We start from the raw sequence: 17,413 nt of genomic DNA on the forward strand, positions 1-17,413 counted from the left end.
CGGTGGCCTGTTCGTCACTCGAGGTTCGTTCGTCACTCGAGGTTCGCGTGTCTCGGCCAGAGCTCGTCGGCGGTCGCGCCGGAGCGCACCCAGAGCGCGTCGAAGATCGCATCCCCCAGGATCACGACCGCCTGTTCGAACAGGCTTCCGGCGTACTGGGAGGAGGCTGCCCGGGTGCGATCGAGCTTGCCGGCGGCCGGAAGGACGATGATCCGGGTGGCCAGCTCGGCCAGCGGCGATTCCGGTGCTGTCGTGATCGCGGCGACGCGTGCACCAGATGAGACCGCCGTCTGCGCGGCGCGCACGATTCCGGCCGTGGTGCCCGAGCCGCTGGCGGTGAGGAGCAGGTCGCCGGATCCGATCCCCGGCGTCGTCACCTCGCCGACCACGTGCACATCCATGCCGAGGTGCATCAGCCGCATCGCGGTCATCCGCAACGCGAGTCCGGAACGGCCGGCTCCCAGCACGAAGACTCGCGGCGACGCGGTGATGAGGGCCGCGAAGGCCTCCAGCGCAAGAGGATCGTCGAGGATGATGCCCTCGACGAGGGTGTCGAGTTCACGCCGCACGCGCTCCAGGGACGAGCCGACGCCGGCCTCGGTGAGATCCATCTCCCCATCGTCGGTGCGCAGCACCTCGGGATCCCCCACCCGTCGGAGCAGTGACGCCTACCCGAAAGGACGGCTTTCTGATGACGGGTAGGTTGAGCCACATGAATCCCGACACGGACCTCCCCTCACCGGCATCCCGCCTTCTCGCATTGGAGCACGCGAGCATGGTCGCGGAGCAGGCGGATCGGCATGCCATCACGCTCGAATCGCTCCTGGCGATCCTGCGCTCGAGCCGGCTCGACGACCGGGGCGCCCGAACGATGGCCGCCGAGATCGCCACGACCGCCCTCGTCGGCCTGCGCATGGCCAGTGATCAGCAGCGGAGCAGCCTGCTGGAGCCGGTCGTCGGCGCGTTCGCGCGGCTCAAGGTCGACCTTCATCCACTGGTCAGGTACGGCGACCTCGAGGTCCAGTTCGTGGAACCCCCCGCGACCGGCCGCGCGTTGCCGGGCGAGGTGGCGCACGCGGCCCGGGCCATCGTCCGCAGCGCGGTGCTCGCGTTCGTCGACCAGGGTGAGACGCGACGCGTGCGCATCCAGTGGGACTGCGACGGGCTGAACCTGCTGATCGGCATCCGCGACGACGGAAAGGGCGAACTCACCGCGCACGACGACAGCCTGCGTCCGATCGCCGAGCGGGTCTCGGCCCTCGACGGTGCGCTGGCGGTCTCCTCGACGCCGGGCTGGGGCACCTCGCTCGACATCCGGCTCCCGCTCGATCCCCCCGTCGAGCCGGAGCCGCTCGCCGATGCCGTGCCGCTCTCGACCCGTGAGCGCGAGGTGCTCCGTCTCCTCGTCGCGGGCGAACGCAACCAGTCCATCGCGACGCAGCTCGGCATCAGCACGAACACCGTGAAGTTCCACGTCTCCAACCTGCTGCGCAAGGCGGGCGCCCGCAGCCGATCCGAGCTGGCCGCGCTCGCACGATAGCCTGCGCACTCGGCTCGGCGAATCGGATGCCGGATGCCGGATGCGCGCTGTCGGGCGTATCGTGTGCCGCGGGAGGTCCAGATGACCGACAGGAGTTCGAACGCCGGCTGCTTCGCCGGCGGGGGTGCGATCTACGGGCTCGGCATCATCGGCGCCTGGGTGTTCTTCTTCCAGCGTGCCGATGCGTTCTGGGAGTTCATCGGGGCGTTCTTCCAGGGCATCGTCTGGCCGGCGTACATGGTGTACGAATTGTTCGCGACCCTCGTCGACGCCGGGTCCTGAGCAGGCCGCGAGGCGGTTCCGAGTCGAAGCCGGCCGACGCGCCGCGTGCGAGCCTGCGGTCGAGACGACCTTCAGTCCCTGCGAGCGCCCTTCGGCCGATAGGTGCGCCCGAAGCTTCGTTCCGCGTCTTCGGAGATGTCGACGAGCTCCCAGTCGTACCGTCGCCCACCCGGGACGTCGAAGATGCGAGTGCCGTCGCCGAGGAACACCGGGGCCACGAAGACCTGCAGTTCGTCGATGAGGTCGTGTTCGAGAGCCTGACGGGCGATGTCGGCGCTGATGATCTGCACATCCCGGTCGCCGGCGATCTCCTTGGCGCGGCGCACCGCCTCCACGACGTCGCAGTCCAGGGCGACGATGGACGGGTCGTCCGCGATCTCGTCGGGCCGGTGGGTGAGGATGAACTCGGTCCCCGACCACGCGCCGCCGTACGCCTCGGAGGTCAGCTCATCGCGCTCGCCCTGCTGCGCCTTCGCCGCGTCGTAGCCGCTCCTGCCCGAGATGATCACCGCCACGGCGTGCGCCATGCGCTCCGTGGTGCCCTCGGCCAGCGGTTCCCCGGCGGACAACCAGCTCATGTCATGTCCCGGTCCGGCGATGAAGCCGTCGATCGAACAGGTGAATCCCCACGCGACCTTGCCCATGACGCTCCTCACGGTGCTCTCGGCGAGCACGTCGGCGGTTCGATGCTCGGCATACTACCGTCGCCGTGCGATCGCACTCCCGGCAGGGGCGAGCGGATGCCTCGCCGCTACTTCTGCCGCTGCAACTGCGCGAGGAGCTCGGGACCCCGACGATCGAGCGTGCGCCCGCCGACGCGGATGCCGACGACGAGCAGCACCGTTCCGAGCACGATGCCGAGCACGAGCGAGATCCAGCCGTAGACGACCTGGCCGGTCGTGAAGCCGATGATCGCGAAGACGAGCTCGGGCAGCACGAGGATCGCGAGGATGCTCCACGTCACGAGCAGCGACAGCATCAGGCTCATGCCGCCTCCGGGCTTCGACTTGAACGGGCTCTCCCCCGGCGCGGGCACGGCGAAGATGAACATGCCCGAGACCAGCGATGACAGCGCGAATCCGCTGAGGAGCACGCCGATGGTGATGCCGAGCAGCCCGGGAAGCGCGGTCCATGCGCCGGTCAGCCAGACCGTGCCGAGCACGGTCAGCAACGACAGCGGCACGGCGAAGACCGCGAGCGCGACCACCCGGCCGATCCGGTCGTCGCGTCCGCTCACGCCCTTCTGCAGGTGCAGCGCGAACGCGGTGTTGTCGTACGAGACATCCGTGTAGATCGACATCGAGAGCAGCACGGCGATGATCGGACCGACCGAGTTGAGCGGCGTCAGGTCGCCGTTCGTGCCGGAGTAGAAGAGCACGAACACCGGCACGAGCGGCAGCGTGATCAGCGACTGCGCGTACCTGGGGTCGCGGATCCAATACGTCAGCGCCCTCGCCGCGACGGCACCGGCCGGGGTTCCGGGGAAGACGCCGAAGAACCCGAGCCCTCGGTTCGAGGCCTTCGCCGGCGTCGAGCGCGCAGGTGTCTCCAACGCCTTGGCGAGGCTCCAGCGCCAGACGATCGCGAACACGACGAGCGTCGCGACGCCGATCAGGAACTCCACCCGGCACGACCGAACTCGCCGGCCGCCACGTCGGCCGGAACCGCCCAGATCGCCCCGAGCGGCGTCCATCCGATGACCGAGCCGATCTGCGGGAGGGTGTCGAAGTTGTCGCTCAGCAGTCGCTGCAACCCGATGATGATCGGCCCGAGCAGGATCAGCGGAATGAACACGACGAGCGCCTTGGCCTCCCGGAACCGCCGGCCCTCGCCGATGACGGAGACCAGGGCGACGAGCATCCGCGATCCGACGACGCAGGTGAGCACGCCGATCACCGCGCACACGATCGCGACGAGCGCCGCGAGCGGATACCGCACCCAGGTCAGGGCCGTGCCGAGCGCGGCGATCGAGGTCACGATGCCCGGAACGCCGAGCACGCCGCTCACGGTGAGCGCGACGAGCAGCGTGGGAAGCGGGATCGGGTACGCCACGAGCCGCGACGGCTCGACCGTCTGGTCGATGCCCGACGTCAGCACCGGCAGGACCGTCCACCCGAGGATGAGCGCCGCCCCCGCGAGCACCACGACGGCGCGAGCCACCTCGATCGGCGCGAAGCTGAGGGCGAAGAGCCCGGCGACGACCCCAACGAGGATGCCGAGCCCGTAGAGGGCGCCGAGCACCATCGCGACCATCTGCCACGGGCTCCGCTGCACCGAGTTCCAGAGGAGCAGGAACCGGAGCCTTACGAGCGTCGCAACCATTCCGGCCCACCCCCTGCCCGACGGCCGCCGACGAGGTCCACGAACCGGTCCTCGAGCGTCGAGCCGGCGCGCACGTCATCGGTCGTGCCGGATGCGAGCACGCGGCCCTCTGCGATGATCGCGACGTGGTCGCACATGCGCTGCACGAGATCCATCGCGTGGCTCGAGACGATGACCGTGCCGCCCGAGTGCACGAATCCGTCGAGGATGTCGCGGATGTTGGCCGCCGAGACGGGGTCGACCGACTCGAACGGCTCATCGAGCACGAGCAGTCGCGGAGCGTGCACCAGTGCGCAGGCGAGCGCGATCTTCTTCGTCATGCCCGCGGAGTAGTCCACGACGAGGGTGCCGCCGGCGCCGTCGAGATCGAGCAGCTGCAGCAGCTCGGCCGCGCGCCCCGCGACCACCTCTCGAGGCAGGCCGCCGAGCAGCCCGGCATACGTCACGAGCTGGATGCCGGTGAGCCGGTCGAAGAGCCGCACGCCGTCGCTGAGGATCCCGACGAGCTTCTTCGTCTCGACGAGATCACGCCAGACCTCCACGCCGTGGATGCGGATCTCACCGGCATCCGGACGCAGCAGGCCCGTGGCCATCGACAGTGTCGTCGTCTTGCCGGCACCGTTCGGGCCGACGAGGCCGAAGAACGATCCGCTCGGCACCTCGAGATCGAGGCCTGCGACGGCGACCTTGTCGCCGAAGCGCTTGACCAGCCCTCGGATCTCCAGCGCCGGCCCCGTATCCGCCGTCGTCGTGAGTCGAGCTTCGTCCGTCATGCAGATCTCCGATTCGATCGTCTTCGGCCAACGTCATCCACCCTACGAACCCGTGGTCGTCAGGAGATCCCCCACGCGACGGATACCGGGCGTCGGACGATGGATGCCGGCCGTCAGACGATCAGGAGCTGCTGGAGTTGGACGAGCGGTCGGGCAGGTACGGCTCGATGGCGGCGGCGAGCTTCGCCGGCGACATCGACTGCAGCCAGATGCGGCCAGGTCCGTGGATCTCGGCGAGGAAGAGCGAGTCGCCGAAGAACTTGTTCTTGATGCCCTTGACCGACGTGAACTCCAGGTTCATCTGGGCCTCGAACATCGCGAGATGCCCGGGGTGGATGAGCAGGGACTGGCCTGCGGGCAGGTCGTACTCGGTGATCTCGCCGGCGAGCTGCACCCACGCGGTGCCGTCGCCGCTCAGCTTCTGGAAGATCACGCCCGCGCCGCCGAAGATGCCGGCACCGAGTTTCTTCTGCAGGCCCACCGACACCTCCACGCCGGCCGTGCTCGCCGAGTACGACCCCTGCTGCACCATGAACGAGTCCGCCGCGTCGATGTCGAGCTGGCGGATGGTGCCGGGCAGCTGCGCGGCGAAGGCGAGCAGTCCGCCCTGCGCGGGCGCGGTGTACTCGGTCAGGAACAACTGGGCACCGCCGAGCACGCGTTTGAGACCGCCCATGAATCCTCCGCCACCGCCGGTGCCGTGCACCGTCGACGTGTCGAGCGCGAACCCCGGCGACATCCAGGCCACGTCGCCGCCCTCGGCGACCACCTTCTCGCCTGCGTCGAGGTTCAGTTCGAGGATCGGCATGGTCGTACCCGCGATAGTCGACTTCATGCGTTCCACGATAGGTGCACCGCTCGGACTCCAACCAGACCGACTTCCGGCTGCAGAGGCTCGCTGATCGCGGGGAGGACCCCGGAGCTACGAGCCGCTCGAGCCGGCGACGCTCAACGCGATCAACTGCTCGAGCGCCTCATCGGCGATCTCGACGCCGGGGAACCTCGCGAACTGGCCCATCGGCATCGATTCGACCATCTTGAGCGCGTTTCCGTTCGCCTGGGCGGCGGCCTGCTGCTCGGGTGTCGCGTTCGCCATCATGCCCTGCATGAGGGCGGGGCCGACGACGGGGTGGCTGAACCATTCCTTGACCGTCGAGATCAGGCTGAGCGGCGCAGGTCGTTCGACGTCGCCCTCGAGGGGCAGGTCGCGCACCTCGATGATGTCGGTCGCCGAACGGCCGAGCTCGACCCGATGAATTCCGGGATCGACCCACCAGCGGGCACCGCGAGCGTCCCAGTGCGCGAACGCCCGTCGTTCGAGCTCGAGCGACACGGTGGCCGCCTCGCCCGGCTCGAGCGAGACCTTCGCGAACGCGCAGCAACGCCGACCGCGACCTCGTCCTGGCCGGCAACGCGAAGCGGCTCTTCAACCTCCCGATCGAGATCTGACACCGACCACGAAGCGGGCGGACGGCGGCTGATCCGCCTCCGCCCGCTTCGCCGCGCCCTGCTCGATCAACCCTGACCGCCGGGATCGCCCGGGCGAGTGGCCGCGGCATCCGCGATATCGATGCGGTTGACGCCGTCATGCTCGGTGACCTCGATCTGCGCGGGCAGGTCTTCAGGGTTCATGATCTCGTCCGCACGGTCGGTCTCGCCGCCTGCGGGGTTGGCATCTGACATGGTTCGCCCTTCTCTGCCTGGTTGATGGACGGTCGACTCAGGCCAGGATCTTCTCGAGCGTGGCCTTGAGTTCCTCACTGGTGTGGACCTCCTGGTCGAGGTTGGCCTGAAGCAGCGCCACGGCATCCGTGAGGCCCAATGAGGTCGCCGGCAGGATCAGTCCCTGATAGGCGGAGATCTCGTAGTGCTCGTTGCCGAGGGCACTCGAGAGCGCGACCTGATCGCGCAGCTTGGGAGCGCTCCGCTCGAGCAGCGAGACCGCCTGCTTCGAGATGCCCTTCGTGCTCGGCGACGGAGCCGTGGACTCCTTGAACTCGAGCAGGGCGAAGACCTGCTTCAGGTTCGCGAGCTGTTCCTTCGTCTCGTCGGCGTGGTGGCGGAACAGCTTCTTGATCTCCGCCGACTTCGCCGCCTTCGCGAGCTCTCCGAGCGCCTCGAGGGAATCGTTCTCCATCGTCAGCGCGGTGCGGAGCTGGAAATGAAGCAACTCGGTCGGGCTCTCGAGCGTCTGCTGGACCATTGGGGTTTCCTTTCCGGGGCCTCCGCGGAGTGCAGGGCGCCCAGGTTCGTCGACTCCCAACGGTCGGCGATCACGTGCCGGGAGTACAGGGGGTTGCCGTGGGCCCGGGATACCTCTATGACGAACCACGCTTCGGCGATGGCGAGGCTGCTCGGGGGCTCTCGGCGATACCCGACCTGAACTGAGGAAGAGGAAGGCTGCGCGACGACGACGGCGTCAGCCCAAGCCGGTGACGAGGTTGATCACCGTCGCCAGGATGACCGCGCCGAAGAGGTACGCGAGCAGCGTCTGGGCCAGCACGATGCGGCGAACCGCGTTGGTTCGCACGTTCGTGTCGGCCACCTGATAGGTCATGCCGAGCCCGAACGAGAAGTAGGCGAAGTCCGTGTACATCGGATCCTCATCCTGATTGAAATCGATGCCACCGATGGGATCGGTGTAGTACTCGCGTGCCACCCGCAACAGGTAATCGGTCTGGATGAGCGCCCAGGATGCCGCAACACTGAGCACCGACACCCCGGCCAGCAGGAACGATTCGACCTCGCCGGCATCCTTGGTCTCGATCAGCACGACCGCCACAGCGCCCAAGCTGATCAGGCTCCCGACGATCGCCAGGAGCCTGGCGAACCGCCGCCCGGGATCCTCGCGGACCGCATGCAATCGCGTCGCAGCCGCATCCATGGGCCAGACCATGAGCAGGATCCACACCGTGGCCGTGCCGGCACCCGCAGCCCACCCGGCGAGCAATGCGGATGCGAAGCCCAGGGCGAAACCGACCGGCACGGCCACCGCGACTCCGACGAACGACGAGACCACGGTGCGAACCGCCGTGCCAGCGACCTTGTGAGTGCGAATTGCGATCATGGTTGCGATGCTGTCACGTCGGAACTCGATCGAGACGACGTGACCGCGCTCTTCATCGGCGAGCGGCTCGAGGGTCGCGAGCTGAGAGGGTTGCGCCGGTCATCGGTCACCAGTCATGAACGGTGCCGTCGAGGAGACGGTTGTACGGCAGGTAAGCCTGCTCGTACGGGTATTTTCCGGCTTCGTCCACGTTGAGCTCGACGCCGAGGCCGGGCTTGTCGCCGGGGTGCAGGTACCCGTCGTTCCAGGTGAAGGACTGCTCGAAGACCTGGTCGGTCTTCGCGCCGTGGCGCATGTACTCCTGGATGCCGAAGTTGTGGATCGACAGCCCGAGGTGCATGGCGGCGGCCATTCCGACCGGGGAGATATCGGTCGGGCCGTGCATGCCGGACTTGATCTGGTACATCGCCGCGTAGTCGAGCGTCTTCTTCAGCGGCGAGATGCCGCCCATGTGGGTGACCGCGCCGCGCACGTAGTCGATGAGCTGGTCGCGGATGATGTCCTTGAAGTCCCAGACCGTGTTGAAGATCTCGCCGATCGCGAGCGGTGTCGTGGTGTGCTGGCGCACGAGGCGCAGGGCCTCCTGGTTCTCGGCCGGGGTGCAGTCCTCGAGCCAGAACAGGTCGTACGGCTCGAGGTCCTTTCCGAGGCGGGCGGCCTGGATCGGCGTCATGCGGTGGTGCCCGTCGTGCAACAGCGGGATGTCGGGACCGAACTCGTTGCGGACGGCTTCGAACACGCCGGGCAGGTGGTTCAGGTAGGCGCGGGTGTCCCAGTCCTCCTCGACCGGCTTCGCCCCGCGGCGTGCCGGCTCATGGTCGTATCGCACGGATGCGTCGCCGACGTCGGCGCCTTGCGCGGCGATGCCGTAGATCGCCTTCAGCGTCGGCACGCCCGTTTGCACGCGGATCGCACGATAGCCCTGCTCCTGATGGGAGCGGATGGAGTCGAACAGTTCGGGGAGTTCCTTGCCGGACGCGTGCCCGTACGCCATCAGCCCGTTCCTCGATGCGCCACCGAGCAACTGGTACACCGGCATTCCGGCTGCCTTGCCCTTGATGTCCCACAGCGCCATGTCCACCGCGGCGATCGCGGCCATCGTCACGGGCCCGCGCCGCCAGTAGGCGGATCGGTAGAGGAACTGCCAGGTGTCCTCGATCTTCGCGGCATCCGCTCCGATGAGCAGGGGCACGAGGTGTTCGGTCAGGTACGCGACGACGGCGAGCTCGCGCCCGTTCAAGGTCGCGTCGCCGAGGCCGGTCAGGCCGTCTGCCGTCGTGATCTTGAGGGTGACGAAGTTGCGGTCGGGGCTGGTGACGATGACGTCAGCCCGGTCGATGATCATGCTCATGGTGTTGCTCCGTGGATCGTGGGTGAGCGGGTTTCGGGGTCAGGATGTCTCGAGCGCGGTGACCGCGTCGGCGACGTGTGCGGCGAAGCCGGCGTCATCCGCGAGGCGTGCATGCAATGCGGCGAGCAGCGCATGCCGGGCGGATGCATCGAGCTCGGCGATCGCTGCCTGGTCGATGCCCTCCGGCACCGGTGCGCAGCCGGCGCGCACGCCGAGCATCCACGCGGCGATCGCGACGGCGCAACCTGGCGCCTCGTGCCCGGATGCGAGTCGGCCGAGCGCGACGGGCACGATGCGCAACCGCATCTTGGTGGTCGAGTCCTGCGCGATCTGCGCGAGACGGTGCTCGATGCGGGGGTTGCGGAAGCGTTCGAGGAGCGCGGCCCGGTAGTCGGCGAGGTCGAACCCGGGCAACTGGCGGGCGTCGTCGTCCCAGAGGGCTTCGACGAGGTCGCGGCAGACCGGATCCTCGATCGCGGCCGAGACGACGGTGTGGCCGCGGGTCTGGCCGAAGGTCGCGAGCACGGTGTGAGCGCCGTTCAGCATCCAGAGCTTGCGGTTCTCCCACGGGGCGATCTCGTCGACGAACCTGGCGCCCGCGGATTCCCAGTCGGGGCGCCCGGCTGGGAAGTCTCCCTCGAGCACCCAGTCGGAGAACGGTTCGGTGACGACGGGCGCGACGTCGAGCCATCCGGTGGCCTCGAGGACGGCGTGCGACTCGGCATCGGCGTCGATCGCCGGCGTGATGCGGTCGATCGAGGTCGAGACAACCGAGACCGACGCCGCCAACCACGCGGCGAGGTCGGGCGAGGTCCGGCCGGTGAGGTCGGCCAGCGCGCGTCCCAGGAGCCCGCCGTTGTCGGGCAGGTTGTCGCAGGGCACGATCGCGATCGGGCCCGCGCCAGTGCGACGCCTGGCGTCGAGGGCCAGCAGTACCCGGCCGAGCGCAGTTGCGGGCCGGACGGCGTCCGTCGTGTCGCCAGGGGCGTCGCGCGTGAACGCGTTCCGCAGTAGTTCGACGTCGGATGCCACGGCCTCGTCCTCGAGGTCCGGAGTGCCGTCGGCGGAGAGCCGGTAGCCGGCCTCGGTGATCGTGAGCGTGAGGATCGCGACCTGAGGGTCGGCGACGGCCGTGACGAACGCGGGCACGTCGTCGCCGGCCTCGACGCGCACGATCGAGGGAATCAGCTCGAACCGGTCGCCGTTCGCGGCGCGCTCGACAAGTGTGTACAGGCCGTCCTGCGGGCCGAGCCGGTCGACGAGGTCGCGGCTGCGACCGGTGAATGCGGCGATCCCCCACTCGTCGGCATCGGCCGCGTGCGCCGTGTACCAGGCCTGGTGCGCGCGGTGGAACGCGCCGAGACCCAAGTGCACGATCCGCTCCGGCGGAGTCGGGACCCCTGCCGTTGCACGCGACAGGCGCACGTCGGCGAGAGCTGTGGTGGTGGCGGTCACAGCTTGAAGACCTCTCGGGGAATGGCGTCGACCAGGTCGTCGATGATGCGCTCCGCGGCATCCATGCGCACCCGTCCCTCGACGACCAGACGCGCGAGGAACCCGGCGTCGACCCGTCGTGCCGTGTCGTGACGTGCCGGGATCGACAGGAATGCCCGCGTGTCGTCGATGAACCCGCTCGAGCGATAGAAGCCCGCGGTCTCGGTCACGGCGGCGCGGTGTCGGGCGATCGCGTCGGGCGCGTCGAGGAACCACCACGGTGCACCCAGGTACACGCTCGGGTAGAACCCTGCGAGTGGCGCGAGCTCACGGGAGGAGGTGGTCTCGTCGACCGCGAACAGCACGAGATGGAAGTCAGGCTCCAGGCCGTACCGCTCCAGCAGCGGTCGGATGCCGCGCGTGAACTCGGTCGCGACCGGGATGTCGTGACCGGTGTCCGGTCCGAACCGGGCGTGCGTGGCGCTCGAATGGTTGCGGAGCACACCCGGGTGGATCGTCATCACGAGTCCGTCGGCGACGCTCATGCGCGCCATCTGCACGAGCATGTGCCCGCGGAACGCACGCCGCTCCCCCGCACTCGCGTGACCGGCGACGACAGCTTGGAAGAGCCGCTCAGCCTCTGCGGGGTCGAGGTCGACCGTGAACACCTCCTCGACCCCGTGATCCGTCGAGACCGCCCCGTGCCGGATGAAGTGCGCGCGCCGGTCTTCGAGCCCGCCGAGGTACCCGGCGAAGTCACCGGGCTGTCCGGTCGCGGCGAGCAGTCGCTCGACGTTGCCCGCGAACCCGACCGCATCGGGATCGAGATACCGGTCCGGTCGGAACGTCGGAACCACCCGCCCGGGGAGGCCGGATGCCGCGAGTGCGGCGTGCTCGGACAGGTCGTCGAGCGGGTCGTCGGTGGTCGCGAGGAATTCGATGCCGAATCGCTCGAACAGTGCGCGCGGCCGGAACTCCGGACGCACCAGCGCCGCGGTGATCTCGTCGTAGATCGCATCTGCCGTGTTCGGGCCGAGCGGGGTCGTGATGCCGAAGACCCCGTCGAGCTCCTCCTCGATCCAGTACCCCGACGCCGTGCCCGCGAACCGGTGCCAGTGCGCCGCGAGCGTGCGCCACACCGTGCGAGCATCGCGCCCGGCAGCCTCGTCCACGACCAGGTCGGCGAGGTCGACCCCTGCGGCGTGCAGGAGGCGGGTCACGTAGTGGTCACCCGTGACCAGCAACCCCACTGGATCCGGGTACGGCTCGTCGTCGAGCAGCAGCGACGGCGGCACATGCCCGTGCGGCGAGATGATCGGGCTCCCCGCCACACGCTCGTACAGATCGAGCGCGACCGCACGCGTCGCCGGGTCGACCGGCAGCAACCTGGCGGGATTTCGGGAAGGCGATGTCATTTGGCGATGAGGTTGAGCTGGGCGTTCAACGCGGCGACGTGCTCGATGGACACGCCACCGGCCTGCTTGATGAGCTTCTCCACGCTCATCCGGTCGACGATGGCCTGCATGGCCGGCGGGATCTCGACGCCATGACCGACCTCACCACGGCTCGTCGACACGGCTTCGAGGACCTTGGAGATCACGCGCGCACCGTCCTCGGACTGCTTGATGTCGCCGAGCGAGTCGCGAACGGAGAAGTACCCGACGGGGCTCGGCAGCTCGGCCTCGTCGAACCAGTTCGCGATGGACGTCGTGGGCATCACACTCGCCGCAGGAACCTCGTCCACCCGGCGGAGCACGATGGTGTCGGCGAGATCGCCGGAGCGGGCGGTGATCTCGTGCTCGCCGGTCAGGGGTACCCGGAAGCGGAAGGTGCGACGACCCTCGATCGCGCCGACCTCGACGCCGTCGACCGACAGCACGACCCGCTCCTGGTTCGAATACACGATCACCTCGGTGACATCCTCCGCCCGTTCGGCGCGACGACGACCCGCGACATGCACGAACGGCTCGCTCGACCACGCCGCCTTGTACACGTAGAAGGCGTCCTTCTTCAACGATCGGTCGAACGAGACGAGCCCCTTCTGGTTACGGCCCGCAACGCCGCCCTCGTCACGACCGGCGGACCCGAAGTCCGCGAGGTTCCACACGTGCGTGGCCCACAGCCACGGCCGCGCCTCGATCATGCCGACCATGTGCTCGTGGTACGACGCCTGGTACCCCTCGGTGTAGTCGCCCTTCTCGGGAGCGGCCGACTGGAACTGCGCGTTCGCATCCGCCCCGTACTCTGCGAGTCCGATCGCGATCTCGGGGTATGCCGCGTGGAAGTCGTCGAGCCAGGTGTCGTTGTCGGCGACGTCGCCGACGTACCAACCGAAGTAGAGGTTGTACGACATGACGTCGGGCAGACCGACCAACGGATGGTCGGTCTCGAGGAGGAACAGGTTCGCCATGGCGGTCAGGCGGGTCGGATCGAGCTCGTGCGCGAGATCGTTCAACTCGCGATGGGCGGCGATCACGTCCTCGCCCGATCCGGCGAGGGTGATCTCGTTCGACAAGCCCCACGAGATGATGCTCGCGTGGTGGCGGTTCTGCACGATCAGCTCGGTGAGCTGGTCGCGGGCGTTCTCGGTCGCTCCGGGGAGGAAGACGGTGATCTGCGGGATCTCCGCCCACACGACCAGGCCCGCCTCGTCGCAGAGGTCGTAGAAGCGCTGGTCGTGCTGGTAATGCGCGAGCCGAACGGTCGTTGCACCGAGTTCCAGGACCAACGCGAGATCCTGCTGCTTGACCTCTTCCGTGATCGCGTTGCCGACGCCCTCGAAGTCCTGATGGCGCGACACTCCGCGAAGCGGGTACTCCTCGCCGTTCAGCAGGAAACCGCGCTGCGGGTCGACCTCGAACTCCCGGCAACCGAACCGCAGCTCGACCTCGTCGAGCACCGCGTCGCCGGCGAGGATTTCGGCTCGGGCCGTGTAGAGGTGCGGGTCGCGCAGGCCGTGCCAACGGCGCACGTGCTCGATCGAGAGCGTCGCGTTCGCCTCACCGTCGACGAGCGGCACGGTCACGGTCGCTTCGCCGTCGACGGCGAAGCGCACGCCGGTCGCAGATCCGCCGGAGGTCGTGACCACCGCCGCACTGAGCGCGACCTCGGCGCGGTCGCCGTCGAGGTGCGCGATGACGATCAGGCCGGGGCCGCCGTTGTCGGCGAGGTCGAAGTGTTCGCGCCCGACGGTGATCTGGCGCACCTCGCGGTAGATGCCGCCGTAGAAGGTGAAGTCGGCCTGCTGCGGGTACACCCGCTCGTTCTTCGCATTGTCCACGATCACGACGAGCGTTCCCGATCCGTCCGCGAGCCCGTCCGTCAGGTTCACGCGGAAGGTCGAGTAGCCGCCATCGTGAGTGGTGAGGAGGCGTCCGTCCAGGTACACCTCGGCCGACGAGTTCACGCCCGCGAACTCGACCCAGGTCTCGACATCGGACTCATCGGCCTCGATCACCCGTGCATACGTCGAGCGACCGCGACGGTACTCGCCGCCGGCCTGTCCGTCGATCGCGTTCCAGGTGTGCGGCAGCACGACCTGCTCCCCCGCGGCCGCGATCTCGTCCCAACTCGACCCCGCGGGCAGTTCGGCGGGCGAGTACGCCCACCCCTCGTGGATCGCCGTGGCCCGGCGGGCGTCGGTGGCAGCGGGCTGCGGCATGGGAGTCTCCTTCGACGAGAGTTCGCCGGCGCACGCCGGCTGGGCTCAACCACGATACGAACCACGGACGGGAGGATGATAGAACTGATCACGCGCGATCAGAACTGATTCGGCACACTCTTGCAGGTCACACGAACCGAGGTACCTCGATGACGACGTCGTCGCATCCGCAAGCGCATCCGCAGGACGCCCTCGAGCCCATCGCGGCCGCGGTGGCCGAGGTCCTGAGCTGCCCGATCGAACTCACGACCGACATCGCACCGGCGCTCGACGCGTTCGAGTCGGCGCACTGCCTCGACCCGCGCATCCAACCCGCCTTCACTGCATCGGTGCTCCGAGCGTTCGTGCGCGACATGGACCGGCAGGTCGTGCATGAGATCCGTGAGCCGCTCGGGATGGCGATCGCACTCGTCCGCTGGGATGACCGCCTGCTCGTCATCGGCCCGTACACGCACGAGCCCATGCATCCGGGTGTCGCGGAAGAGGCCATGAGTCGGTTGGGCATTCCCAGTGCCCACCTCCCGATCTACAAGCACTACCGCACCAGGTACGCGATCGTCGATGCCGAATACGTGTACCGCGGAGCTGCCAGCCTGCTTCGCGCAGGCGGCGGCGAGGACGCGCTCGGCAGCCTTCGCGAGGTCGAGGCCGAAGGCGGGACGATCGCCCCCGGGGTCGGGGAGGCTCTGCAGTCTGCCGCATTCACCGTGATCGAAGAGCGGTACCGACTCGAACGGGAGTTCATGGACGCGGTCGAGGAGGGCTCTTCCGAACAGGCACTCTCCGCCTTGCAACGCATGGGACGGATGCCGCAGACGATCAGCTACCTGAACACGCCGTTCCTCGGCACGACCATCTTGCGGATCATGGCCCGAGTCGCGGCGCAGCGCGGCGGGCTGCCACCGGTGACCGTCGACGCGATCTCACAGGAGTATGCGCAACGGCTGCACCGCATCGGCCATTCTTCGGACCCGAAGCGGTCCGCCTCGTTCACCGCGCAGATGGTCACGGAATTCTGCCGGTACGTCCGACGCCACAACCAGCGCGAGTATCCGCCGCTCGTACGTCGCGTCGCCGACGAGATCGACCTCCATCTCAGCAGCCATGTCTCGACGACCGACCTCGCGGACCGGCTCGGAGTGTCCGCCTCCACGCTCGCGCGCCGCTTCAAGTCGGCCACCGGCATGACCATCGTCGCGTACACAGCCCAGCAGCGGGCCGAGCGCGCGGCCCGACTGCTCGCCACGACGACGCAGAGCGTGCGCGATATCGCGCTGTTCGTCGGCTACGACGACGCGAACTACTTCGTCAAGGTATTTCGAGAGGCACACGGGATGACGCCGACCGCGTATCGCGAGGCCCACACGGCCTGACGCGCTCGAAGGCCGCGGATCTGCGATCCGCGGCCTTCGAGATCGGCGCTCGTCAGGCGAGCACGCCCTCGGTTTCGATGTCCGCCGCCTGCAGCGCTTCCTTCTTCTCGGCGACCCGCTTCTGCACCTCGATCATCTCGGTTCGGTCGAGCTTGTAGCCGCGCATGGCGATCAGCGAGATCGCCCATCCGAGGATCGGCAGGCCGAAGAACAACGCGAGGCTCATCAGCAGGATCGCCGTCGACGGGCTGTCAGTGGGCTGGGGCATGACCGCCGTGAACCCGATCAGGGCGACGGCGCCGAGAGCCAGCGCTGCCCCGAGCGACGAGATGACCTGGTCGACGATGTTGTACGTCGCCGTGACCGTGGCCGGCAGGAACTTTCCCGAGCGGTCGAGCTCGTAGTCGATGACGTCGGCCCGCATGGCGCCCTGCGCGACGGTAACCACCATCGAGGTGCCGTTCAGCAGCAGGTAGACGAGGAAGAACCCGATCGTGAGCCCCAGGTTGCCGAGGATGGAGCCCATGTCGACCACCAGGCAGAACACGGTCAGCATCACGGCGAGGATCAGGCAGAGCCAGGTCCACGTGATGGTGGCGGCCTTGGAGCCGTGCTTGCCGGTGTAGCGCGAACCGAAGATCGCGAACACGATTCCCGGGAGGATCGCGATGAGGCCGAGCACCGATCCGAGCTGCATGTTGCCGAGCAGGATGCCCCACATGAGCGTCCCGATGACGGCCTGCGACTTCACCACCTGGGCGAGCTTGTCGGCCGCGCCGCTGATCAAGTAGCGCTGGAACGGCCCGTTCTTGGTCAGCAGGTTCCACATGTCGCGCATCGAGACGTCGGCCTTGGCGCGGTCGACCGAGACGTGGGCGAAGTTCTCGGGCTTGTCGACGCGGGAGACGCCGACGCAGGCGAGGACCTGGAAGACCAGCGAGCAGGCCACGTAGGTGAGCGCGGTCTCGCTCAGCATCTCGACCGTGAACTGGTTGCCGTGGCGCGGCAGGAAGACCACCGTCGAGAGGATCGAGAAGATCGCGGGCACGAAGTACGCGTAGACGGTGGCCCACACCTGCACGGACGGCCGCTGCCGAGGGTCGTTGGTGAGCACCGGTCCGGTCATCTGCCCGGCGATGTCGTTCATCGAGGACCCGATGATGTAGACGACGTAGATCGCGATGAAGAACACGGCGCCGAACCCACTGTCGGGGGCCCAGACGAAGAGCAGCAGGATCGCAAGGGATCGGATCGCCCAACCACCGAGCATGAAGAAGCGCAGCTTGCCGAACCGGAAGTCGACCTTCTCGATGATCAGCCCGAGCAGCGGGTCGATGAGTCCGTCGAAGACGCGGGTGAGCGTGAGGATGAGCCCCGCCGCGACGACCGCGATGCCGTAGCCGGCGTTCTGCAGGTAGCTCATGAGGCCGACGAGGACGTAGAAGATCATCGCCGAGCCGTTGTTCATCTGGGAGAGGGCGATCTCCCACGTCTTGGCGCGACGGTAGGTGACGCCGTCCGCCTCGCTGGCCGTCTGCTTCGGGTTACGCGCCATTGCGTGTTCGCTCCTTCGAGAATCCGCTCGGTCTGCCGACGGCTCATTCCGTCGG

The 17,413-nt window shown here is 68.1% G+C and carries 17 protein-coding genes and 1 pseudogene; 3 read left to right on the forward strand and 15 right to left on the reverse strand.

Annotation, left to right across the window (positions count from 1 at the left end; translation table 11 throughout):
• Positions 1-32: 32 nt before the first annotated feature.
• A complete protein-coding gene (gene hxlB, locus ASE68_RS10350) occupies positions 33-611 on the reverse strand; it encodes a 6-phospho-3-hexuloisomerase (RefSeq protein WP_055858042.1) in 579 nt (192 codons plus the stop codon).
• A 101-nt stretch (positions 612-712) separates the two neighbouring features.
• On the opposite strand from hxlB, the gene ASE68_RS10355 reads away from it, so the two are divergent.
• Both ASE68_RS10355 and ASE68_RS10360 read left to right on the forward strand, forming a co-directional pair.
• Positions 713-1,540: a LuxR C-terminal-related transcriptional regulator gene (locus tag ASE68_RS10355; protein WP_055858044.1), complete on the forward strand. Its 828-nt coding sequence runs from the start codon at positions 713-715 to the stop codon at positions 1,538-1,540.
• An 81-nt stretch (positions 1,541-1,621) separates the two neighbouring features.
• Positions 1,622-1,822: a hypothetical protein gene (locus tag ASE68_RS10360; protein ID WP_055858047.1), complete on the forward strand. Its 201-nt coding sequence runs from the start codon at positions 1,622-1,624 to the stop codon at positions 1,820-1,822.
• 71 nt (positions 1,823-1,893) lie between these two features.
• On the opposite strand, the gene ASE68_RS10365 is transcribed toward ASE68_RS10360, so the two are convergent.
• From ASE68_RS10365 to ASE68_RS10415, 13 genes and pseudogenes are all read right to left on the reverse strand, one after another.
• Positions 1,894-2,496 carry a dihydrofolate reductase family protein gene (locus tag ASE68_RS10365; RefSeq protein WP_235480817.1) on the reverse strand — a complete coding sequence of 201 codons (603 nt, stop codon included), beginning with the start codon at positions 2,494-2,496 and terminating at the stop codon, positions 1,894-1,896.
• A gap of 77 nt (positions 2,497-2,573) precedes the next feature.
• Positions 2,574-3,446 (reverse strand): hypothetical protein, encoded by an 873-nt coding sequence (locus ASE68_RS20730; protein ID WP_235480818.1) that lies wholly within the window; start codon positions 3,444-3,446, stop codon positions 2,574-2,576.
• Positions 3,434-4,144 carry a hypothetical protein gene (locus tag ASE68_RS20735; protein WP_235480819.1) on the reverse strand — a complete coding sequence of 237 codons (711 nt, stop codon included), beginning with the start codon at positions 4,142-4,144 and terminating at the stop codon, positions 3,434-3,436. Before ASE68_RS20735 ends, ASE68_RS20730 begins: the two co-directional genes overlap by 13 nt.
• Positions 4,126-4,917, reverse strand: a complete 792-nt coding sequence (locus ASE68_RS10375) for an ABC transporter ATP-binding protein (protein WP_055858052.1) — start codon at positions 4,915-4,917, stop codon at positions 4,126-4,128. The genes ASE68_RS20735 and ASE68_RS10375 overlap by 19 nt, the downstream gene beginning before the upstream one ends.
• Before the next feature lie 121 nt (positions 4,918-5,038).
• Positions 5,039-5,752 (reverse strand): TIGR00266 family protein, encoded by a 714-nt coding sequence (locus tag ASE68_RS10380; RefSeq protein ID WP_055858056.1) that lies wholly within the window; start codon positions 5,750-5,752, stop codon positions 5,039-5,041.
• A gap of 87 nt (positions 5,753-5,839) precedes the next feature.
• Positions 5,840-6,283 (reverse strand): annotated as a pseudogene (locus ASE68_RS10385) (fibronectin type III-like domain-contianing protein); the annotation flags it as partial.
• A 149-nt stretch (positions 6,284-6,432) separates the two neighbouring features.
• A complete protein-coding gene (locus ASE68_RS20540) occupies positions 6,433-6,600 on the reverse strand; it encodes a hypothetical protein (RefSeq protein ID WP_200921696.1) in 168 nt (55 codons plus the stop codon).
• Positions 6,601-6,637: 37 nt separating this feature from the next.
• Positions 6,638-7,120: a ferritin-like domain-containing protein gene (locus ASE68_RS10390; RefSeq protein ID WP_055858067.1), complete on the reverse strand. Its 483-nt coding sequence runs from the start codon at positions 7,118-7,120 to the stop codon at positions 6,638-6,640.
• A gap of 216 nt (positions 7,121-7,336) precedes the next feature.
• Entirely contained in the window at positions 7,337-7,936 is a 600-nt protein-coding gene (locus ASE68_RS10395; RefSeq protein ID WP_235480820.1) for a DUF1345 domain-containing protein, read from the reverse strand.
• A 154-nt stretch (positions 7,937-8,090) separates the two neighbouring features.
• Positions 8,091-9,329, reverse strand: a complete 1,239-nt coding sequence (gene manD, locus ASE68_RS10400) for a D-mannonate dehydratase ManD (protein WP_055861129.1) — start codon at positions 9,327-9,329, stop codon at positions 8,091-8,093.
• 45 nt (positions 9,330-9,374) lie between these two features.
• Positions 9,375-10,790, reverse strand: coding sequence for a mannitol dehydrogenase family protein (locus ASE68_RS10405; protein ID WP_157421602.1), 1,416 nt, complete (start codon positions 10,788-10,790; stop codon positions 9,375-9,377).
• Entirely contained in the window at positions 10,787-12,184 is a 1,398-nt protein-coding gene (gene uxaC / locus ASE68_RS10410) for a glucuronate isomerase (RefSeq protein ID WP_055858069.1), read from the reverse strand. The genes ASE68_RS10405 and uxaC overlap by 4 nt, the downstream gene beginning before the upstream one ends.
• Entirely contained in the window at positions 12,181-14,430 is a 2,250-nt protein-coding gene (locus ASE68_RS10415) for a glycoside hydrolase family 2 protein (RefSeq protein ID WP_082462166.1), read from the reverse strand. The genes uxaC and ASE68_RS10415 overlap by 4 nt, the downstream gene beginning before the upstream one ends.
• Before the next feature lie 329 nt (positions 14,431-14,759).
• Here ASE68_RS10415 and ASE68_RS10420 point away from each other — a divergent pair, with 329 nt between their 5' ends.
• Positions 14,760-15,803 carry a helix-turn-helix transcriptional regulator gene (locus ASE68_RS10420; protein WP_235480821.1) on the forward strand — a complete coding sequence of 348 codons (1,044 nt, stop codon included), beginning with the start codon at positions 14,760-14,762 and terminating at the stop codon, positions 15,801-15,803.
• 52 nt (positions 15,804-15,855) lie between these two features.
• Here the strand turns inward: ASE68_RS10420 and ASE68_RS10425 are convergent, their stop codons facing one another.
• A complete protein-coding gene (locus ASE68_RS10425) occupies positions 15,856-17,358 on the reverse strand; it encodes an MFS transporter (protein WP_055858075.1) in 1,503 nt (500 codons plus the stop codon).
• Positions 17,359-17,413: the final 55 nt, after the last annotated feature.

Origin of the sequence: Agromyces sp. Leaf222 (assembly GCF_001421565.1) — a bacterium.
In the GTDB taxonomy this organism is placed as follows: Bacteria; Actinomycetota; Actinomycetes; order Actinomycetales; family Microbacteriaceae; genus Agromyces.

Excerpts from the sequence above, each read along its gene's own strand:
- hxlB (WP_055858042.1), bottom strand. The coding sequence starts at position 611 with ATGGATCTCACCGAGGCCGGCGTCGGCTCGTCCCTGGAGCGCGTGCGG.
- ASE68_RS10355 (WP_055858044.1), top strand. The coding sequence starts at position 713 with ATGAATCCCGACACGGACCTCCCCTCACCGGCATCCCGCCTTCTCGCA.
- ASE68_RS10360 (WP_055858047.1), top strand. The coding sequence starts at position 1,622 with ATGACCGACAGGAGTTCGAACGCCGGCTGCTTCGCCGGCGGGGGTGCG.
- ASE68_RS20735 (WP_235480819.1), bottom strand. The coding sequence starts at position 4,144 with ATGGTTGCGACGCTCGTAAGGCTCCGGTTCCTGCTCCTCTGGAACTCG.
- ASE68_RS10375 (WP_055858052.1), bottom strand. The coding sequence starts at position 4,917 with ATGACGGACGAAGCTCGACTCACGACGACGGCGGATACGGGGCCGGCG.
- ASE68_RS10380 (WP_055858056.1), bottom strand. The coding sequence starts at position 5,752 with ATGAAGTCGACTATCGCGGGTACGACCATGCCGATCCTCGAACTGAAC.
- ASE68_RS20540 (WP_200921696.1), bottom strand. The coding sequence starts at position 6,600 with ATGTCAGATGCCAACCCCGCAGGCGGCGAGACCGACCGTGCGGACGAG.
- ASE68_RS10390 (WP_055858067.1), bottom strand. The coding sequence starts at position 7,120 with ATGGTCCAGCAGACGCTCGAGAGCCCGACCGAGTTGCTTCATTTCCAG.
- manD (WP_055861129.1), bottom strand. The coding sequence starts at position 9,329 with ATGATCATCGACCGGGCTGACGTCATCGTCACCAGCCCCGACCGCAAC.
- uxaC (WP_055858069.1), bottom strand. The coding sequence starts at position 12,184 with ATGACATCGCCTTCCCGAAATCCCGCCAGGTTGCTGCCGGTCGACCCG.
- ASE68_RS10415 (WP_082462166.1), bottom strand. The coding sequence starts at position 14,430 with ATGCCGCAGCCCGCTGCCACCGACGCCCGCCGGGCCACGGCGATCCAC.
- ASE68_RS10425 (WP_055858075.1), bottom strand. The coding sequence starts at position 17,358 with ATGGCGCGTAACCCGAAGCAGACGGCCAGCGAGGCGGACGGCGTCACC.